We start from the raw sequence: 17,082 nt of genomic DNA, 5'->3' as shown, positions 1-17,082 counted from the left end.
GCTTAGCTGCGGGAGTTTGTTTTCAGTGGACGTGAAGAAATCAGCTGTTTTTGCTGTTGCAAGTCAACATAAACCACAACTTCATAACCTGCTCCATTTTGGAGGTCTAATTGCAGGCGATAATTCATACCTGCCACCACTTGGCGTTCCGCTTTGGTCACCCGATTCAATAAACCGCCTAAAGCTTGCACGGCAAATTGTGCGGCATTTTGTACTTCAAGATCATTGACATCCACTGCTGTATAGCCACCCACGATGTGAGCTTGAGGCATCGGGGCAGGGGGGGTGTTTGGTGGTGGAGTAGGTAGGCTGGGATGAGTATTGCAAGCACTGAGCAGGCCGCTCAGGGCTAAGAATAGGGGAAGGGTGATCGATTTCATTGGGGGTTCTCAGTGTAAAAAGGTGTATCTATGCTGATTCTTTGTACACTTGTCAATCGCTAGCGGTGTCTTTGCGCTGAGTATTAAATCTGCTATTAATACCGCTATTAATACCGCAATCCCAACCTTAGTCTTAAGTTTGCTGCCATGCCAAAAATTTTCATCAGTTATGCTCGCGATCAAAGCCACGGCGAGAACCTTGCCGCTGAAGCTCAACAGCAATTGCAAGTGGCTGGTTTTGAAGTTTTTCGGGATGTGATTGGCTTAAAGCCGGGGGATAAGTGGTATAGCAAGCTGGAGTCTGAGCTAGAAACCAGTGCTGCGGTGGTGCTGATTGTGTCCGAGAAAGTCCGAACGTCGAAATGGGTGCACAATGAAATCAGTATGGCTGAGGAACTTGGTTTGCCAGTGATTCCGGTGTTTGCAGAAAAGGTTCGTTCGCCCCTTTGGCTGCGGCATTTGCAGGCTTTAGATTTTTGTGTGCACTGTAATTGGCCTGCAAGTTCTGACCGCGTGTTGCGTGGCGGTGCAGGGGGAGACCCCCTGCGAGCTGCATCTGCGGTATACTAACTGGATAAAACTGATTGTAGGTTCATGTATGTATTCCAATCTTGCCCACACTCCGCTGATCTGTGAAGCTGATTATCTCGCTGCTGAAGCCAGCTCCAGCGATAAGCACGAATACCTCAACGGCTGGGTCTACCTCCTCCATTGGAATCCCATCACTAATATGGCAGGCGCAAGCGATGCGCATGTCAAAGTCACTGGCAATGTGCATTATGCTTTCAAAACTCATCTACGCGGTAAGGGTTGTGGTTTATATGCTTCCGATATGCGTGTGAAAGTGGACGCGAAAGATAAAGCTTATTTTTACCCCGATGTGCTGGTGACTTGTGATCCCGCTGATCAAAGCCGCGATACGATGAAGCAAGCGCCTGTTTTGATCGTTGAAGTGCTATCACCTAGCACCAAAGATTATGACAAAGGCGGTAAGTTTGATGTCTACCGTTTACTCAGTAGCTTGCGTGAATATGTGCTGATTGATCCCACGGAGTTTTTAGTGGAAATCTTCCGTTTGAATCAGCATCAGCGTTGGGAGTTATTCAGCTTTGAAGGTGCAGAATGTTTGGTTGAGTTTGCTAGTATTGGCTTAACGGTGTCGATGCTTGAATTGTATGAGGATGTAATTTTCGATTAACTAAGCTCTTCTAAAATCCCCAACATCCCCCGTGCTGCATTCGAGAGCGTGCGCTTGCGATGGGTAATCACTCCCAGTTCTCGCTGTAATTGTAAAGGTGTGTCGACGATCGTCAGTTTTTCATCCAATAAAGTATCCGGTAGCAGCGACCAGCCAAAGCCTGCGCTGACGAGCATTTTCAGGGTTTCCAAATAATTGGTACTCACATAAACGGCGAGCTGATTTTCCAACTTGCCCAACGCTTGGCTAATAATCTGATAGGTGTAAGTGTCTTTGCTGGGTAAAACGCAGCGGTGTTGAACTAAGGCTTCTAAGGCAATGCGCCCCAAACGGCTTAAGGGCTGGTTGGGGCTGGTGACAATATGCAGCTGATCGATCCAAATCACTTGGGCTTGCAGTTGTTCGGGTAATTGATTTGGCAAGGTCGCAATGGCTAATTCTAATTCACCGCGCTCGACCGCTTGGCAGGCCTGTTCGGAAGCAACAAAGCGCAAATCGAGTTGTACCGCCGGATAGCGCTGATTGAAGGCGCTTAAAGCAGGGGGCAGGCGATGCAGGCCGATATGATGACTCGTACCCATCGTCAGTCTACCCTGCACATCGCCCGAGAGATTCGAAGCAAGGCGGCGAATATCCTCCAATTCAGTGCGTAAAGCTTGTACACGCGGTAACAAGGCACGCCCAGCTTCGGTTAAAGTCACTTGGCGATTGATGCGATTAAATAAAGTCGTGCCAAGCTCCAGTTCGAGAGCGCTAATCCGCTTGCTAATCGCGGGTTGACTCATAAATAAGGCCTCCGCTGCTAGTGAGAAGGATTGGTAGCGGGCGACTTCGAGGAAGGCAATCAGTGCAGGTAAGTCCATGTTTGTATTCTAAACAAGAATCTATTAGATGAAAAATATGAATTTTATTTATTCATAAGCGGATGATATTCTGCACTGCATCACTCATTCCAAGGAGATCCCTGTGGCCGGAAAAACCCTCTATGATAAAGTCTGGGATGCGCATGTGGTCAGGCAAGAGGCCGACGGTACTTGTTTGCTGTATATCGACCGCCATTTAGTGCATGAAGTCACCTCGCCACAAGCGTTTGAAGGCTTGAAGATCGCTCAGCGTCAACCGTGGCGAACTGCTTCAATGGTGGCGGTTCCCGATCATAATATCCCCACCAAAGATTTAGATCAGGGTATCACTGACCCCGTTTCACGTTTGCAGGTTGAAACCCTACATGATAACTGCCGTGAGTTTGGGGTGGTCGAGTTTAATATTGGTGATCCGCGCCAAGGGATTGTGCATGTGATGGGGCCGGAGCAAGGTGCGACTTTACCGGGGATGACGGTGGTTTGCGGTGACTCACATACCTCTACTCACGGTGCTTTTGGGGCTTTAGCCCACGGCATTGGTACTTCAGAGGTTGAGCACGTGATGGCAACCCAATGCTTGATCCAAAAGAAAATGAAAAATATGCGCGTCAATGTCAATGGTAAGGTGGGCAAAGGCGTAACCGCTAAAGACATCGTGCTTGCGATTATCGGTGAGATTGGTACAGCCGGTGGCACAGGCTATGCAATTGAATTTGCGGGTGAGGCGATTCGTGATCTGAGCATGGAAGGGCGGATGACGGTCTGCAATATGGCGATTGAAGGCGGAGCACGCGCAGGCATGATTGCAGTGGATGATACTACGATTGAGTATGTCAAAGGTCGTCCCTATGCCCCTAAAACTGAGCAATGGGCAGCAGCCGTTGAGGCTTGGCGTGAGTTACATTCAGATGCAGAGGCTGTGTTTGATTTAGAAGTGAATCTCGATGCCGCCAGTATCCAGCCCCAAGTAACTTGGGGGACTTCGCCAGAAATGGTTTTGGCAGTGGATGGCCTTATTCCTGATCCGACTAAAGAAGCGGATACTGTGAAAGCGAATAGCATTCGGGCGGCGCTTAAATATATGGGCTTGGAGGCAAATACGCCGATCAATCAAGTACAGGTGGATAAAGTCTTTATTGGTTCGTGTACCAATTCGCGGATTGAGGATTTACGTGCTGCAGCTGAGGTAGCCAAAGGACGCAAACTGGCGTCTAATATTAAATTAGCGATGGTGGTTCCCGGCTCCGGTTTGGTCAAGCAACAAGCCGAGCAAGAAGGCTTGGATAAGATTTTTCTTGAGGCGGGTTTTGAATGGCGCGAGCCGGGTTGTTCGATGTGTTTGGCGATGAATGCTGACCGCTTAGAGCCGGGTGAGCGTTGTGCTTCAACCTCCAATCGCAATTTCGAAGGTCGCCAAGGACAAGGTGGTCGTACTCATTTGGTTAGTCCGGCAATGGCAGCGGCCGCTGCAGTTACTGGGCATTTCGTTGATGTTCGTCAATTCTAAAGGAGAGCTTCCATGAAAAAACTTATCACTATCCTGTTATTAGTTCCTTGTTTATTCACTTTGGCAGGTTGCGAGACGATTGCCGGTGCGGGTAAAGATGTTGCCACCGCAGGCAAGGCGATTGAGAAAGAAGCCAAAGACACCAAGAAAAAAATGTAAGGGAGTCATTCATGGAAAAGTTTACTGTCCATCAAGGCGTAGTCGTACCTTTGGATCGAGCCAATGTGGATACAGATGCGATTATTCCTAAGCAGTATTTGAAGTCGATTAAGCGCACTGGTTTTGGCCCTACGCTCTTTGATGATTGGCGCTACAACGAGCCGGGCGAGCCGGGGATGGATCATAGTAAACGGGCTGTGAATCAAGACTTTGTATTGAATTTCCCGCGTTATGCTGGTGCCTCTATTCTGCTAGCGCGGGAAAATTTTGGCTGTGGCTCCTCACGTGAGCATGCCGTTTGGGCCTTGGATGATTATGGAATTCGTGCCGTGATCGCGCCTAGTTTTGCGGATATTTTCTTTAATAACAGCTTCAAAAGTGGCTTATTGCCCATTTATTTAGATGCTGCCATCGTGGAGGGTTTATTTAAAGAAGTCGAGGCAAGGCCGGGCTATCAATTAACGATTGATTTAGCTGCACAACAAGTGATTACGCCAAGCGGTGAAAAGCTTAGCTTTGAGGTAGATGAATTCCGTAAATTCTGTTTGTTAAATGGTTTGGATGATATTGGCCTCACGTTGCAACATGCGCCTGATATTCAAGCTTATGAAGCCAAGCGCCAGCTATCGGCGCCGTGGTTGTTTAATTAGAGGTTGGCTATGACGAAGAAAATTCTTGTTCTGCCCGGTGACGGTATTGGGCCAGAGATCGTTACCGAAGCGATGAAAGTGCTGAATGTGTTTGTGGATGAGGGCAGCTTAAATATAGAAGCTGAGTACGCGCACATTGGTGGGGCAGGCTATGATGCTGAGGGTAAACCCTATCCTAAGAGTACGCAGACACTCGCTAAAGCAGCGGATGCGATTCTGCTTGGGGCCGTCGGTGGTCCAAAATACGATACGCTGGATCGTCCTTTGCGCCCAGAGCGTGGCTTATTAGCGATTCGTGCTGATTTGGGTTTATATGCGAATTTGCGTCCGGCGATTTTATATGAAGAATTAGCGAGTGCTTCTTCGCTCAAGCCGGAGTTAGTCGCTAATTTAGATATTATGATTGTGCGTGAATTAACCGGAGATATTTATTTTGGTCAACCACGCGGGATCGAAACTTTGCCCAATGGCGAGCGGCGGGGTTTTAATACCATGGTTTATACTGAATCAGAAATTGAGCGCATTGGTCGCACGGCTTTTGATACGGCAATGAAACGCGGCAAAAAACTGTGCTCAGTGGATAAAGCCAATGTACTCGAAACGACCGAATTATGGCGTGAAGTGATGATTCGTATCGGCAAAGATTATCCTGAAGTTGAGCTAAGCCACTTGTATGTCGATAATGCGGCGATGCAATTAGTGCGTGCGCCTAAGCAGTTTGATGTGATGGTCACAGGCAATATTTTCGGTGATATTCTCTCGGATGCTGCCGCCATGTTGACAGGTTCGATTGGGATGTTGCCTTCAGCCTCTTTGAATAAATCGGGTGTGGGGATGTATGAACCGATTCATGGTTCAGCGCCAGATATCGCCGGTAAAGGCATTGCTAATCCGTTAGCAACGATTTTATCAGTGGCGATGATGTTGCGTTATAGCTTAAATCAGCCCGAATTAGCGACGCGGATTGAAGCGGCGGTCAAACAAGTACTCGCCCAAGGTAAACGCACGGGTGATATTTACACAGAAGGCTGTGAAAAAGTCGATACTATAGCGATGGGTGCAGCAATTGTTGCAGCTTTACGCAGCTAAAGTGTAAATTTTTCGCTATACTAAGTAACTGCAGTAAAGCCCCCAGTCTCGTTCTTGCAACCGGCGAGCTGGGGGCGTTTTTTTTGAGGATAAGAAAATGACCCCAAGCTATGATATTGCAGTCGTCGGTGCAACGGGCTTAGTTGGTGAAACCCTATTATCGCTACTCGCTGAGCGCAATTTCCCCCTAGGCCAAGTTTATGCTTTAGCCAGTGAAAATTCCTTAGGTAAAGAAGTCGAGCTAGGTCGAAAAACCCTTGATGTTGAGGATTTAGCGACTTTTGATTTTGCTAAAGTACAGCTGGCTTTTTTTGCAGTCGATGCTGAGCTAGCGGCTGAATATGTCCCCATTGCGACTCAAGCAGGCTGCATTGTCATTGATAATTCGGCACAGTTTCGGGATGAAGCGGATGTCCCTTTAGTGATTCCCGAGGTCAATCCAGAAGCCTTAGCGGCTTATATGCATCGAAATCTGATCGCTAGTCCGAGTAGTTCAACCATTCAGCTGGCCTTAGCTTTAAAGCCCCTCTTAGAAATCGTTAAGCTGACGCGCATCCAAGTCGTTGTCTATGAAGCAGCGTCAGGTGCAGGTCGTCAAGCCGTGGATGAATTAGCTGGACAAACCGCGAGTCTACTCAGTGGTCGCCCGGTTGAATCAAAAGTTTTTGCTAAACAGATCGCTTTTAATCTGTTACCGCAAGTCGATGATTTGCTAGAAACAGGTCATACTGAGCAAGAGTTACGCTTACTCAAGGAAACACGTAAAGTGTTAAGTGAGCCTGATTTGCCATTGAGTCCGACCGTGATTCGAGTTCCGGTGTTCTTTGGTAGTTCGGCAACTGTATACCTTGAAACTGAAACCAAGCTCTCACTGACACAAGTTCGTTCTCTATTAGAAAATGCTAAAGGAATAGAGCTGGTGGATGAAAATGGTGACTATCCAACGCCTGTCGTTGAGGCCGCCAATAATGATCCGGTTTATGTAGGTCGTCTCCGTGAAGATTTAATTCAGGCAAACGGCTTACATGTGTGGTTAGTGGTTGATAATATCCGTAAAGGGGCTGCACTCAATAGTGTGCAGATTGCGGAGTTATTAATAGCTCAAGCTAGATTGAAGTGAAGCTCGTCGGTTAATTCAGCACAAATTAATTCGATCCTGCAACAATAAGGCTAAGTAAAGAACTCTTGTCTCGCTGATGAGGGAATTCTTGGCTTTGGGGAAAGATTGCTTGCTGTAAAGCACTGATATATAGTTGAATGCTAACAATACCAATAAATCACTATTCATCCAGAATTCTAAATCTAAGGGCTGACTCAAACTCAGGGGATGAACAGAGATGCAACCGTTGCACTAGTAAAGGGGAATCGCAGTGAAAAAACAGGCTCTAAGTATAGCCGTGATGATCGCGGGGGCATACCCTGCGGCATCGAGTGCGTTGAGTCTCGGCGATATCGAGTCAAACTCCAACCTGAATCAGCCACTGCGTGCCAAGATCGAACTACTCGCGACGGGTGCGCAAGATGCCCAGCAGTTACAGGTTCGCTTAGCACCTGCTAGCGTTTTCAATCGCGTCGGTATTGAGCGCCCTGCCTTTTTAGATAGCTTGCGTTTTTCCACCAGTGTACAAAATGGAAAACCAGTTATTCTAGTGAGTTCAGATAAGCCGATTACTGAGCCTTTTGTTAATTTTCTCTTAGAGGTCAGTTGGCCTCAAGGGCAGTTGCTAAAAGAATATACGGTGATGCTCGATCCGCCTGTGCTGATGCAGCCGGGTAATACCGTAGCTGGAAGTGAGGCTGCTGTGCGGGCTGAGCCGCGTGTGAATGGTACAGTTAATCGTCCTGCTCCCGTACCTGCACCTGTCCAAGTTGAACCTGAAGTGTTTGCAGAGGCTCCAGCGCCTTTAGTCGCACCACAAACAGCTCGCCAAGTAAGGGTACAGCAACAACCGCGTCGTACTGCGACCAATCGCCAAGCAGCTCCACAACGTGTGTCTGCGCCAGCACCTAGCGCGAATCGCAGTTATCGGGTGCGTCCGGGGGATACCTTGTTTAAGGTAGCGAGTCAGTTAAGTCAGCCTGGTACTAATATTGACCAGATGATGATGGCTTTGTACCGTGCGAATCCGCAGGCCTTTATTGATGGCAATATTAATGGTTTAAAATCGGGTGTGACCCTCAAAGCACCGGGATCGCGGAGTGTGCAATCGGTGAGTCGCGCCGAAGCACGGCGGCAAGTGCGTCAACATTATGTCGATTGGAAGAAAATTCGTGCAACGAGTGTGGCTAGTGGTGGCGACTCAGTAGCGCCTAGCCAAAATCGTCCAGCCTCTACTCAACGGCCTGCGGATGATAATGCTCGTTTAGAAGTGCTCGGAAGTAAAGATCAAGCAGGTGCTAATGAAAATGCTGTCGCGGGCGCAGGTAAAGAACGCTTAGCGGATTTAGAAAAAGAATTATCGTTAGCACGTGAGTCCTTATCTAGCCAACAACGTGAAAATACGGAGTTAAAGTCTCGAGTCGATGAGTTAGAGGCGATGTTGCGTAAGAAAAATCGTTTGATTACCTTACGTGATGAGCAATTAGCTGAGTTACAAAAATCAATGAATGGTGTGAGTCCTGTAGCAGGTCAAGTGCAGACACCGACGCCAGCAGCAACTCCGACTCCTGTAGAGGCACAGTTAGATCCTAAACCAGCGGAATCGAATCCAGCAGTACTTCCTCCAACAGAGCCAGAAGCTAATAATAATTCGCCCTTACTGAATGCGCAGACACCGCCTGTTAATCCTGATTCAATACCTGCTCAGGCGGATGGCAGCGATATTCAAAATTATTTAGGGAATACGAATAATACGAATGAGGTTGTACGGACTGACCCTAATCAGCTAGTAGCGGGCAACGGGCAACCTACTAATCCGCCAATTAATCAGGAAGCTTTGGGGGCGATGACCCCAGCCGAGCGTGCGGCAGCAGCGGCGGCGGCTTTAAATGGTGGCTTGAATCCGGCTCATCAGCCGAATCCAGCACAGAGTTTACCTGAACTGAATCCAGCCCCATCGGCATTACCGGAGCAACCAACGCCAGCCGCTCAGTCGGTTGAGCCGCAGCCACTGACACCCACACCGCCCGCGCCTGAAGCACAACCAACGCCAGCCGCCTCTCCGTTTGTGGATGGCGAGCAAAGCGATGATTTAATGAGCATGCTAAGTTCACCCTTAGCTTGGAAGATCGGTGCAGGTGCTTTACTCTCACTGTTACTCTTAGCCTTACTGGCGCGCTTCTTAGGTAAACGCAAGTCAACACCAACCCGTAAACCTGCCATCAAAGAGCCTTTTGAAGATGGAGAGTTTGAGGATGGTTTCCCGCCAGGACGTCCTGCGGGTGAGATCAATATTCCAGATTTAGAGGGAGACCTCAAGACGGCTGAGGGAGGACACCCTGAAGATGATGATCCGTTCGGTGTAAAAATGGGGAATGGTCACGGTGGAACATTGACCGGCCGCCCAGTATCCATAAGTCCAGATCCAGTCTATCCGCCGAGTCCGAAACCTGCCTCACCAGAAGATGAAGATGAAGTGCTGATGGAGGCTAATGTTTATATTGCTTATGGCTTGCATCAACAAGCTGAGAGTGAACTGAAAAAGGCCTTAGAGAAGCATCCAGAGCGTCTTGAATATCGTCATAAGCTGTTAGAAAACTACTTTGCGGCGAATAATCGTGAAGCCTTTGATGAGCAAGCGCAGTTGTTTGCGAATAGTCGTAATGCAGATCGTCAAAGCAAGCTGTGGAAAGATGTGATGACGTGGGGTAGCAAGATTAGCCCTGATAATCCACTCTATAACGCGAATGCGCCAACCAGCGGTGTGGGCAAGCTAGCTACTGCAGGTGCTGCGGTGGGTGCAGCCGTAGCCGGTGCGGCGGGTTTAGCAATACATCAGAAGGCTGAAGCGGATGAACTTACTGATGAGGTCAATGGATTTAACTCAATTACTAAAGCGAATTCGTCAATAAGTTTGAAAGATGATTTAGCCGCTGCGCTGAGTGCTTTAGATGAAGATGAACGAGGTGTTGGTTCTAAACTAGATGAGGACGAGTTTGACTTTAATCTAGATGATTTCGAGCAGGAGCTAAAGGATAAGTCAGGTTTAGCGGCTGATGACTACCAAGGTTATGTTAAGGCCGGTCGTCAAGATTTCAATACCGCTGAAACGGGATTATTAGCCGATGATGATCTAGATTTTGATTTAGATGATTTAGTCGCTGCCGAGGTTGCCGAGCAGAAGATTGCACCTAAATCAGGTGCACTGGATCAGGATGATTTTGAGGCCTTAGATAATTTTGATTTCGATGCACCTTTAGATTTAGATCAAACGCCAGTGTCTGAAGCCAAAGCACCGCAACAGACGGTAGATGATTTGGATGAGATGCTAGATATGGATTTCGACGACTTAACTCAAAGCGTCGAACCCCCTCAAGCTGCTGCGTCCACAGTGGATTTAGATGATGCTAATAATGTGCTTGATTTTGATCTTGATCAGCTGACGATGGATGAACAGCCTGTGTCAGCGACGGGCAAAGCAGCGGCAGCTTTAAGTGCAAGTAAGCCGGTCGATAATGTGACGAGTTTGAATCTGCATTTGGATAAAGACACGGGGATTAAAAAAATCTTACCGCAGGATACCTTCTATATGGCACCGGATGCTGTATCCGTTAATCCTGATGATGATTGGTTAGGTGATATTGATGAGGCTTTGTCTTTCCTTGATATGCCAGAAGAAGAGTTGGATCTGCATGAAGCACATATCAGTACGAAGTTAGATTTAGCCCGTGCTTATTTAGATATGGGTGATATTGAGGGTGCACGCTCAACTTTGGAAGAGGTGATGGTGGAAGGCAATGATAATCAGCGCCGTGAAGCTGAAACCTTGCTGCATCAAACGGGTTGAGACTTAGCCCCATTCCCGCTATAAAGGCCGACTTGTTCGGCCTTTTGCTTGTATACCCTTATGAAATTAGCTGCTTGTGTGGAATATGATGGAACCGCTTTTTGTGGCTGGCAACGTTTAAGCCATGCCAGTACCGTGCAAGCCTCAGTTGAGCGCGCACTTTCAGAGGTGGCCAATGAACCCATCGAAGCCGTTTGTGCGGGGCGTACTGATAGTGGTGTGCATGCGAGTGGGCAGATTATTCATTTTGAAACCAAGGCCGAGCGCCCTCTGCGAGGTTGGCTATTTGGCTCAAATGTTAAATTGCCAGATGGTATTGCGTTACGTTGGGTGCAGCCGGTGGCTGAGCATTTTCATGCCCGCTTTTCGGCACTCTCGCGTCGCTATCGTTATGTGATTCTTAATCGTTGGGCCAAGCCCGCGATTTTAAAAAATAAAGTCGCTTGGTATCACCATGCTTTAGATGCACCAGCAATGCATCAGGCAGCGCAAGTTTTAGTGGGTGAACATGATTTTTCTAGCTTTCGAGCCTCGGGTTGCCAAGCAACGCATGCACGCCGCTATCTGCAGAGCATTGCGGTGAGTCGTCTGGGGGATTTTATTTATATTGATGTCGTAGCGAATGCTTTTTTGCATCATATGGTACGCAATATAGTGGGTTCGCTTTTAGAGGTCGGCAGCGGTGAACAAAAGCCGGAGTGGATCGCTCAGCTATTAGTCGAGCGTGATCGTCGGTTAGCGGGGATGACGGCGGCGGCGGCAGGTTTATATTTTGTTTATGTCGAATACCCTGCCGAATTTGGCTTGCCCGTTGATTACAGCTTACCGCAATTTATTTTGAGTTAACAGCTGGCTTTAATTTCTCAGCAGCGTTTTGTAATAACTGCTCAATATGCTGAAATGACTCGGGTTTAGGTGGGGCGTCAGGGCGGCTGCGATAGCTTAGTTGTTGCTCATGATTGCCTAGGCTAATCGTTAGTTTTTCATGATAAGCGCGTTCGGCGGGTTGTTGTGCGGCGGCGGTGAGGGTAGCTGGTGCTTGATCCATCAGCGGTTGCGCGCTGACTAATTGGCGCAGTTCGGCTTCTGTCTCTGCGTCTAGTGGCGCGGTGACAGTTTTTAAATCAGCTGCTGTCCAGCAAGGGCTGCTCTTAAACCATTGCGCACAGCGTTGGTCAGTGTCCTCAAAATAGGTGTAAGTGAGTTGGCCGTGCTCGAGTTTAATATCGGTGTAGGTGCTTTCACTGCTGGTGAAATAATGCAGGGTCAACTCTTTTTCCATCGGTAAGCGCTCACACGCAGTTAAGATTAAACCAAGGATAGTGAAGCCGCCAACAAACTGCAGATATTTCATGGCAGTCGCCTAATTTAAATAGTCCAGAATGCCCATTTAGAGGCTGGTCACAAACTAATAGTTCAGCAGAAAAGGCTGGCCGCAAATAATTGATCTAAAAGTTAATTGATCAAACAGAAAAGACCCTAGCCCGAAGGCTAGGGAAACTCAGTGAGAGCAAAGAACTATTTGATTTAAGCGGCGATCAGCAAAGCGGTCGTTTCAGGCTCTAAAGCATGTGTAATCGCATCGTCTACTTTATCCATAAAGATAAATTGCAGTTGTTGGCGGGCATTATCCGGCACTTCTTCAAGATCCTTACGGTTGCGAGCAGGGAGTAACACGGTATGTATTCCCGCCCGTAGTGCGGCTAAGCATTTCTCCTTAACCCCGCCAATAGGTAAGACCAAACCGCGTAAGCTAATTTCCCCCGTCATGGCCAAGTCGCTACGTACACAACGTCCAGTCAGCAAGGATACCAAGGAGGTATACATCGCTGCTCCGGCACTGGGGCCATCCTTGGGGATAGCGCCTGCGGGAACATGTAAGTGAATATCGTGTTCTTCAAAGGTTTTGGCGTCGATGCCTAAACTGTGAGCACGCGATTTCACTAAGCTCAAAGCTGCTTGTGCACTTTCTTTCATTACATCACCGAGTTGTCCGGTAATGATCAGTTTGCCGTGGCCGGGCATTTTAGTGGTTTCAATAAACAGAATATCACCACCTACGGGTGTCCAAGCTAAGCCCGTAGCGACCCCCGGAATGCTGGTACGCATGGCCACTTCGCTTTCAAAACGTTTTGCACCTAAAATATTGAGTACGGCAGCTTCATCAATGCGAATCGGGGTTGCTGCACCTTCAGCGATTTGCATCGCTACCCGCCGCAGTACCGCTGCAATTTTCCGATCTAAGCTACGGACACCTGCTTCACGGGTATAATCGCCAATGATACTGCTTAAGGCAGTTGTGGTGACTTCCACCTGCTCAGGCTTTAAGCCATTGGCCTCGAGTTGGCGTTTGACCAAATAGCGTTGAGCAATCTGGACTTTTTCCTCTTCGGTATAGCCGGGTAGCTCAATGATTTCCATCCGGTCACGTAAAGGGCCTGGTATCGAATCCAACACATTGGCGGTCGCAATAAAGACCACTTGGCTTAAATCAAAGCTTTGCGCTAAATAATTATCACGGAAACTACTATTTTGCTCAGGATCGAGTACTTCCAATAAAGCTGCCGAAGGATCACCGTGATAACCGCCGCCGCCTAATTTATCAATCTCATCCAACATAAAGACTGGATTGCGCGTCCCTGCTTTCCGTAAGCCTTGAATAATATTGCCGGGCAAAGCTCCTAAGTAAGTGCGACGATGCCCGCGAATCTCGGCCTCATCATGCACACCGCCTAGACTGGCACGTACAAATTTCAGCCCCATTGCATGGGCAATACTTTGACCCATCGAGGTTTTACCTACTCCCGGTGGCCCTACAAAGCACAGAATCGGGCTACGCCCTTGCGGATTGAGTTTGCGTACTGCTAAATATTCTAAAATGCGCTGTTTGACTTTGGTTAAGCCAAAATGCTCGTCATCGAGAATCTGGCGGGCTTGCGCAATATCAATATTTTCGGCATCGACTTTGCTCCAAGGTAAGCTTGCAATCCAATCCAAGTAAGTACGCACCATCGAGTATTCGCCAGAGGAGTCCTGCATTTGCTCCAAACGGCGTAATTCCTTTTTCGTATGCTCATCCACTTCTTTAGGTAGCTTAGCGTCCTCCAGTGCGGTACGTAACTCTTCCAATTCAGCGCTATTGTTGTCGTCTTCACCCAATTGCTTACGAATCGCTTTCATCTGTTCACGCAGCATATATTCACGCTGGCGCTCATCCATCGACGCTTTAGCTTTGCTGTCAATTTCCCGAGTGATTTTTAAGACTTCATATTGCTTGCGTAATAATTCGGAAACCCGCTCTAAGCGCTCATTGAGATCAGTGATCTCTAATAAATGCTGTTTTTCAGCAGGGGTCATATCCATAAAGTTGGCAATTAAATCAGCCAAGGCCCCCGCCTCACTGATATTTTGCAGAGTTTGCGTCACATCACTGGGCAATTGTGGCAAGAGTTTGGCGACATCCAGTGCTAAACTTTGCAAATAACGCCGCCGGGCTTCTAGCTCTAAATCATCCGATTTAGGATCAGGCATAAAACTCACCTTGGCCGCTAAATACGGCTCATCTTGTAGATAATCTTGTACTTTAAAACGCTCTTCGCCTTGTACCACTAAATGATGAGTCCCTTCTTGCGTGGTGACATAGCGCAATACATTAACCAAAGTGCCTACTTGGTATAAATCCTCAGGATTAGGTTCATCATCATTAGGATTGCGTTGCAACATCAGACCTAGGCGTCGATTAGTACGCAGGGCTTCTTGTACGGCGCTAATTGTGGTTTCACGCCCTAAAGTAATCGGTGCAATGACGCCCGGGAATAAGACCACATTGCGCGTTGGTAAAATCACTAATACAGAGTCAGGCAGCTTCGTACTGGCCTGCACCGCTTGTAATGTTTCAGTCATGGCTCTTAAGCTCCCACTTTATGTAAATTGATTTGCAGGCAGCCATGCTGAAGCTGATGAGTCACTAGCTCATAACGCCCCGCAGGCAATGCGATGCGACGTTCAAAACGACCATACGGTAATTCCAAACGATGAATATGCGCTGCTCGAGCTAAAGAAGGTAAGGGGCGAAAGCCACTCACCACTAAGCTCCCACCATTGAGGTGAACCTCAATGCGTTGCGCCTCCACACCGGGCAAAGCAATGGTTAGGTACAAAGCCTCGGGTGTTTCAAATAAATCAATCGGTGGTTCCCAACTAGGCTGGCGCACGGCATTAATGGGTCGAAAAAATTGCCGCTGTAGGCGTTCAGCCTCAGAAAGTACTTCGCAAGCCTCGACCCACATCAGATGAATAGGACGGGATGGCATGTCTTTACTCACTTCTAAGTTTATGTAGAGTTACCCCATGTAACTCCTACTGATTTAGTCAAGAAATATGGGCGAGTGTGCTAATTTCAAGAGAAATCGAGCAAGAAGTTCTCATCAGTGAGTAGTGCGAGACGAGTACAACAGTAGTTTTTGGAATTTACTCGAGGGTGGCACACAGATCGACCAAGGGTTTAGCCTCATACTTCACTAACACATCAAAAAGCTTTTGAAAATTACTTATTTTTACGGGGTCACCTTCAGTCTTAGCTTCTTCGAATTCATGAGCATAAAGATCGTAAACACTCTTGGCTTTTTCGTCTTTACCAGCGCAGGCGATTTTTAAAATCTGCTCCCGATTTTGAGTGGCATAATTACGTTGATCCTCGGTGATATAAATCGTATTAGGATCAGCACCATATTCTAATAAGCTTTGTAGGATATGCGCTAAAGGCAGGGTGGGAGTGGGGGGATACTCCAAGTCGGGGGGTAATCCTAAGCCAGAATAGTTGCGGTTTGTACTACAGATGTTGAGGATGGGAAAATATTCTTCGCCTTGGGTTTTTAGATTGGGATTTGCTCCATATTTCAGGAGTATGTCCAGCATACTGGTATCACAAGATTTGGTAGCATCTGCAATGGGATAGATGCCTGCGGCATCTCGCTCTAAGTCTTTCTTGCCTTCGTTGGGATTAGCTCCCACTTGTAAGAGGCGTTCTAAGACTTGATTGCGTTTGGCCTCGCCCTGAATGCGACAGTGGATAAGAAAACCTAGCATATTGCCCCTCCCTTCCTGAGTGTAGCATTGCAAAGACAGTCCATGATCAAGGTAGAGATTGATATTTTCAAAATCGCAAACACCAATGGCGTACTCTAGTACTATAGGATCAATCTGTTGGATTAATGTATTATTTAACAATTGCCTTAGATGTTGTTGGCTTTGTTTTCTATCTAAGGTAAGTGGATAGTGTTGCCTTGGTCTCTGTTGATTATCATAATCCTGTAGTTCTATAATTTTTTGGGTTAGTATGTTGTATTGATAAGGATATTTGTTGGTTAGTTGGTTTATTTCCGAGCATATTTTGTTAGCTGAAATGCTGTGCGTATTTGAAAAAAATAAAATAATAACAAAAGCAAACTTCCTCATGACCTATTGCCTCAAATTTTTCTCTATAATTCCAATTTTTTCTACTAATGACCTATTAGCTGTTGATTTTCTACTAATTTGATTCTTTCCTTCTTCCGCAAGGATTTTCTCAAAATGCTGAGCATTAATTGCAAAATCATGATTGTTCTCAATCGTATTATTAACAATCGACACGGGTATCGGTTGCTTGTCTTTAGGCGTCTTAGGGGAGACGTTTCGATAAACACTATCGGCTTCATGATGGACATTAATGGCTTGATACCAAGTGCCATTCCCTATTTTTAGATTATTATCGCGGATAGTACCACCTTTAGCATTCGTGACTTGGATACCATCGGCATGTTGGGCTAAGACGCCATTCGGCAGTATGACCGCTGCATCTGGCGCATTACTGGCTTTTTTGAGCTGTTCATAAGGGATTGGCTCATAGTTGGGGTGAATACTATGAATATGGTTTCTACTAATCGTGTATTGGCCAATATTTTTCAAGATAATTCCATCACGCTGAATAGACCTCTTGCGAAAGTAGTCATTTTCGCCTATAAAGTTAAGAATGAACTACCTACCCCTGAAACCTCTATCCCCCTCGGCGTTCAAACGCGGAGTAGGAATCCCCCTGCCACTCTTTCACGAACTGCTTGAAGTGCTCAAAGCAGGCGAGTTGACGAAGAAGAAGTCGGGTCGCCCCAGCCCGTTAAGCCTAGAGGATCAACTATTATTGACCCTAGGTTACTGGCGAGAGTACCGCACGTTGTTCCACTTAGGTTTGAGCTATCAGGTCCATGAATCGACTGCCCAGCGCATCGTGAAGCGGGTTGAAACCCGCTTGGAAG

At 47.3% G+C, this 17,082-nt stretch carries 17 protein-coding genes; 10 read left to right on the top strand and 7 right to left on the bottom strand.

All coding sequences use genetic code 11. The features are described from left to right. Window positions 1-2: 2 nt before the first annotated feature. A complete protein-coding gene (locus B5D50_RS09775) occupies window positions 3-380 on the bottom strand; it encodes a cystatin domain-containing protein (protein ID WP_078922427.1) in 378 nt (125 codons plus the stop codon). A gap of 147 nt (window positions 381-527) precedes the next feature. Between B5D50_RS09775 and B5D50_RS09770 the strand changes: the two genes are divergently transcribed. Together B5D50_RS09770 and B5D50_RS09765 are read left to right on the top strand one after the other, a co-directional pair. After that, window positions 528-950 (top strand): toll/interleukin-1 receptor domain-containing protein, encoded by a 423-nt coding sequence (locus B5D50_RS09770; protein WP_078922426.1) that lies wholly within the window; start codon window positions 528-530, stop codon window positions 948-950. Window positions 951-978: 28 nt separating this feature from the next. Continuing rightward, complete coding sequence (locus B5D50_RS09765; protein ID WP_078922425.1) at window positions 979-1,578, top strand: Uma2 family endonuclease; 600 nt, start codon at window positions 979-981, stop codon at window positions 1,576-1,578. Here B5D50_RS09765 and B5D50_RS09760 read toward each other — a convergent pair. Continuing rightward, on the bottom strand, window positions 1,575-2,441 hold the full coding sequence (locus B5D50_RS09760) for a LysR family transcriptional regulator (RefSeq protein ID WP_078922424.1): 867 nt from the start codon (window positions 2,439-2,441) through the stop codon (window positions 1,575-1,577). The genes B5D50_RS09765 and B5D50_RS09760 overlap by 4 nt on opposite strands. 103 nt (window positions 2,442-2,544) lie before the next feature. On the opposite strand from B5D50_RS09760, the gene leuC reads away from it, so the two are divergent. The 7 genes from leuC to truA all read left to right on the top strand — a co-directional run bounded on the left by leuC (window position 2,545) and on the right by truA (window position 11,638). Continuing rightward, window positions 2,545-3,948, top strand: coding sequence for a 3-isopropylmalate dehydratase large subunit (gene leuC, locus B5D50_RS09755; protein WP_078922423.1), 1,404 nt, complete (start codon window positions 2,545-2,547; stop codon window positions 3,946-3,948). A 12-nt stretch (window positions 3,949-3,960) separates the two neighbouring features. Continuing rightward, on the top strand, window positions 3,961-4,107 hold the full coding sequence (locus tag B5D50_RS09750; protein ID WP_078922422.1) for an entericidin A/B family lipoprotein: 147 nt from the start codon (window positions 3,961-3,963) through the stop codon (window positions 4,105-4,107). Window positions 4,108-4,118: 11 nt separating this feature from the next. Continuing rightward, complete coding sequence (gene leuD, locus B5D50_RS09745; protein WP_078922421.1) at window positions 4,119-4,757, top strand: 3-isopropylmalate dehydratase small subunit; 639 nt, start codon at window positions 4,119-4,121, stop codon at window positions 4,755-4,757. Between the two features lie 9 nt (window positions 4,758-4,766). Beyond that, window positions 4,767-5,846 carry a 3-isopropylmalate dehydrogenase gene (leuB, locus tag B5D50_RS09740; protein ID WP_078922420.1) on the top strand — a complete coding sequence of 360 codons (1,080 nt, stop codon included), beginning with the start codon at window positions 4,767-4,769 and terminating at the stop codon, window positions 5,844-5,846. Between the two features lie 97 nt (window positions 5,847-5,943). After that, window positions 5,944-6,966 carry an aspartate-semialdehyde dehydrogenase gene (locus B5D50_RS09735; RefSeq protein ID WP_078922419.1) on the top strand — a complete coding sequence of 341 codons (1,023 nt, stop codon included), beginning with the start codon at window positions 5,944-5,946 and terminating at the stop codon, window positions 6,964-6,966. Window positions 6,967-7,216: 250 nt separating this feature from the next. After that, window positions 7,217-10,792: a FimV/HubP family polar landmark protein gene (locus tag B5D50_RS09730; RefSeq protein ID WP_078922418.1), complete on the top strand. Its 3,576-nt coding sequence runs from the start codon at window positions 7,217-7,219 to the stop codon at window positions 10,790-10,792. A 60-nt stretch (window positions 10,793-10,852) separates the two neighbouring features. Beyond that, complete coding sequence (gene truA / locus B5D50_RS09725) at window positions 10,853-11,638, top strand: tRNA pseudouridine(38-40) synthase TruA (RefSeq protein WP_078922417.1); 786 nt, start codon at window positions 10,853-10,855, stop codon at window positions 11,636-11,638. Here the strand turns inward: truA and B5D50_RS09720 are convergent. The 5 genes from B5D50_RS09720 to B5D50_RS09700 form a co-directional block, all read right to left on the bottom strand. After that, window positions 11,625-12,146: a hypothetical protein gene (locus tag B5D50_RS09720; RefSeq protein WP_078922416.1), complete on the bottom strand. Its 522-nt coding sequence runs from the start codon at window positions 12,144-12,146 to the stop codon at window positions 11,625-11,627. The two genes, truA and B5D50_RS09720, sit on opposite strands and share 14 nt — an antisense overlap. A gap of 173 nt (window positions 12,147-12,319) precedes the next feature. Further along, window positions 12,320-14,695, bottom strand: coding sequence for an endopeptidase La (gene lon, locus B5D50_RS09715; protein WP_078922415.1), 2,376 nt, complete (start codon window positions 14,693-14,695; stop codon window positions 12,320-12,322). A 5-nt stretch (window positions 14,696-14,700) separates the two neighbouring features. Further along, on the bottom strand, window positions 14,701-15,105 hold the full coding sequence (locus tag B5D50_RS09710; protein ID WP_078922414.1) for an Hsp20/alpha crystallin family protein: 405 nt from the start codon (window positions 15,103-15,105) through the stop codon (window positions 14,701-14,703). A gap of 157 nt (window positions 15,106-15,262) precedes the next feature. Further along, on the bottom strand, window positions 15,263-15,880 hold the full coding sequence (locus B5D50_RS20100) for a hypothetical protein (RefSeq protein WP_143594320.1): 618 nt from the start codon (window positions 15,878-15,880) through the stop codon (window positions 15,263-15,265). A gap of 372 nt (window positions 15,881-16,252) precedes the next feature. Then, on the bottom strand, window positions 16,253-16,738 hold the full coding sequence (locus B5D50_RS09700) for a hypothetical protein (RefSeq protein ID WP_078922412.1): 486 nt from the start codon (window positions 16,736-16,738) through the stop codon (window positions 16,253-16,255). Window positions 16,739-16,802: 64 nt separating this feature from the next. Here B5D50_RS09700 and B5D50_RS09695 point away from each other — a divergent pair. Continuing rightward, the coding region (locus B5D50_RS09695) for a helix-turn-helix domain-containing protein (protein WP_143594319.1) at window positions 16,803-17,082 on the top strand (280 nt) is incomplete at its 3' end.

This window comes from Thiothrix eikelboomii, from assembly GCF_900167255.1.
GTDB lineage: Bacteria > Pseudomonadota > Gammaproteobacteria > Thiotrichales > Thiotrichaceae > Thiolinea > Thiolinea eikelboomii.
This window is presented reverse-complemented; position numbering and strand designations above follow the sequence as displayed.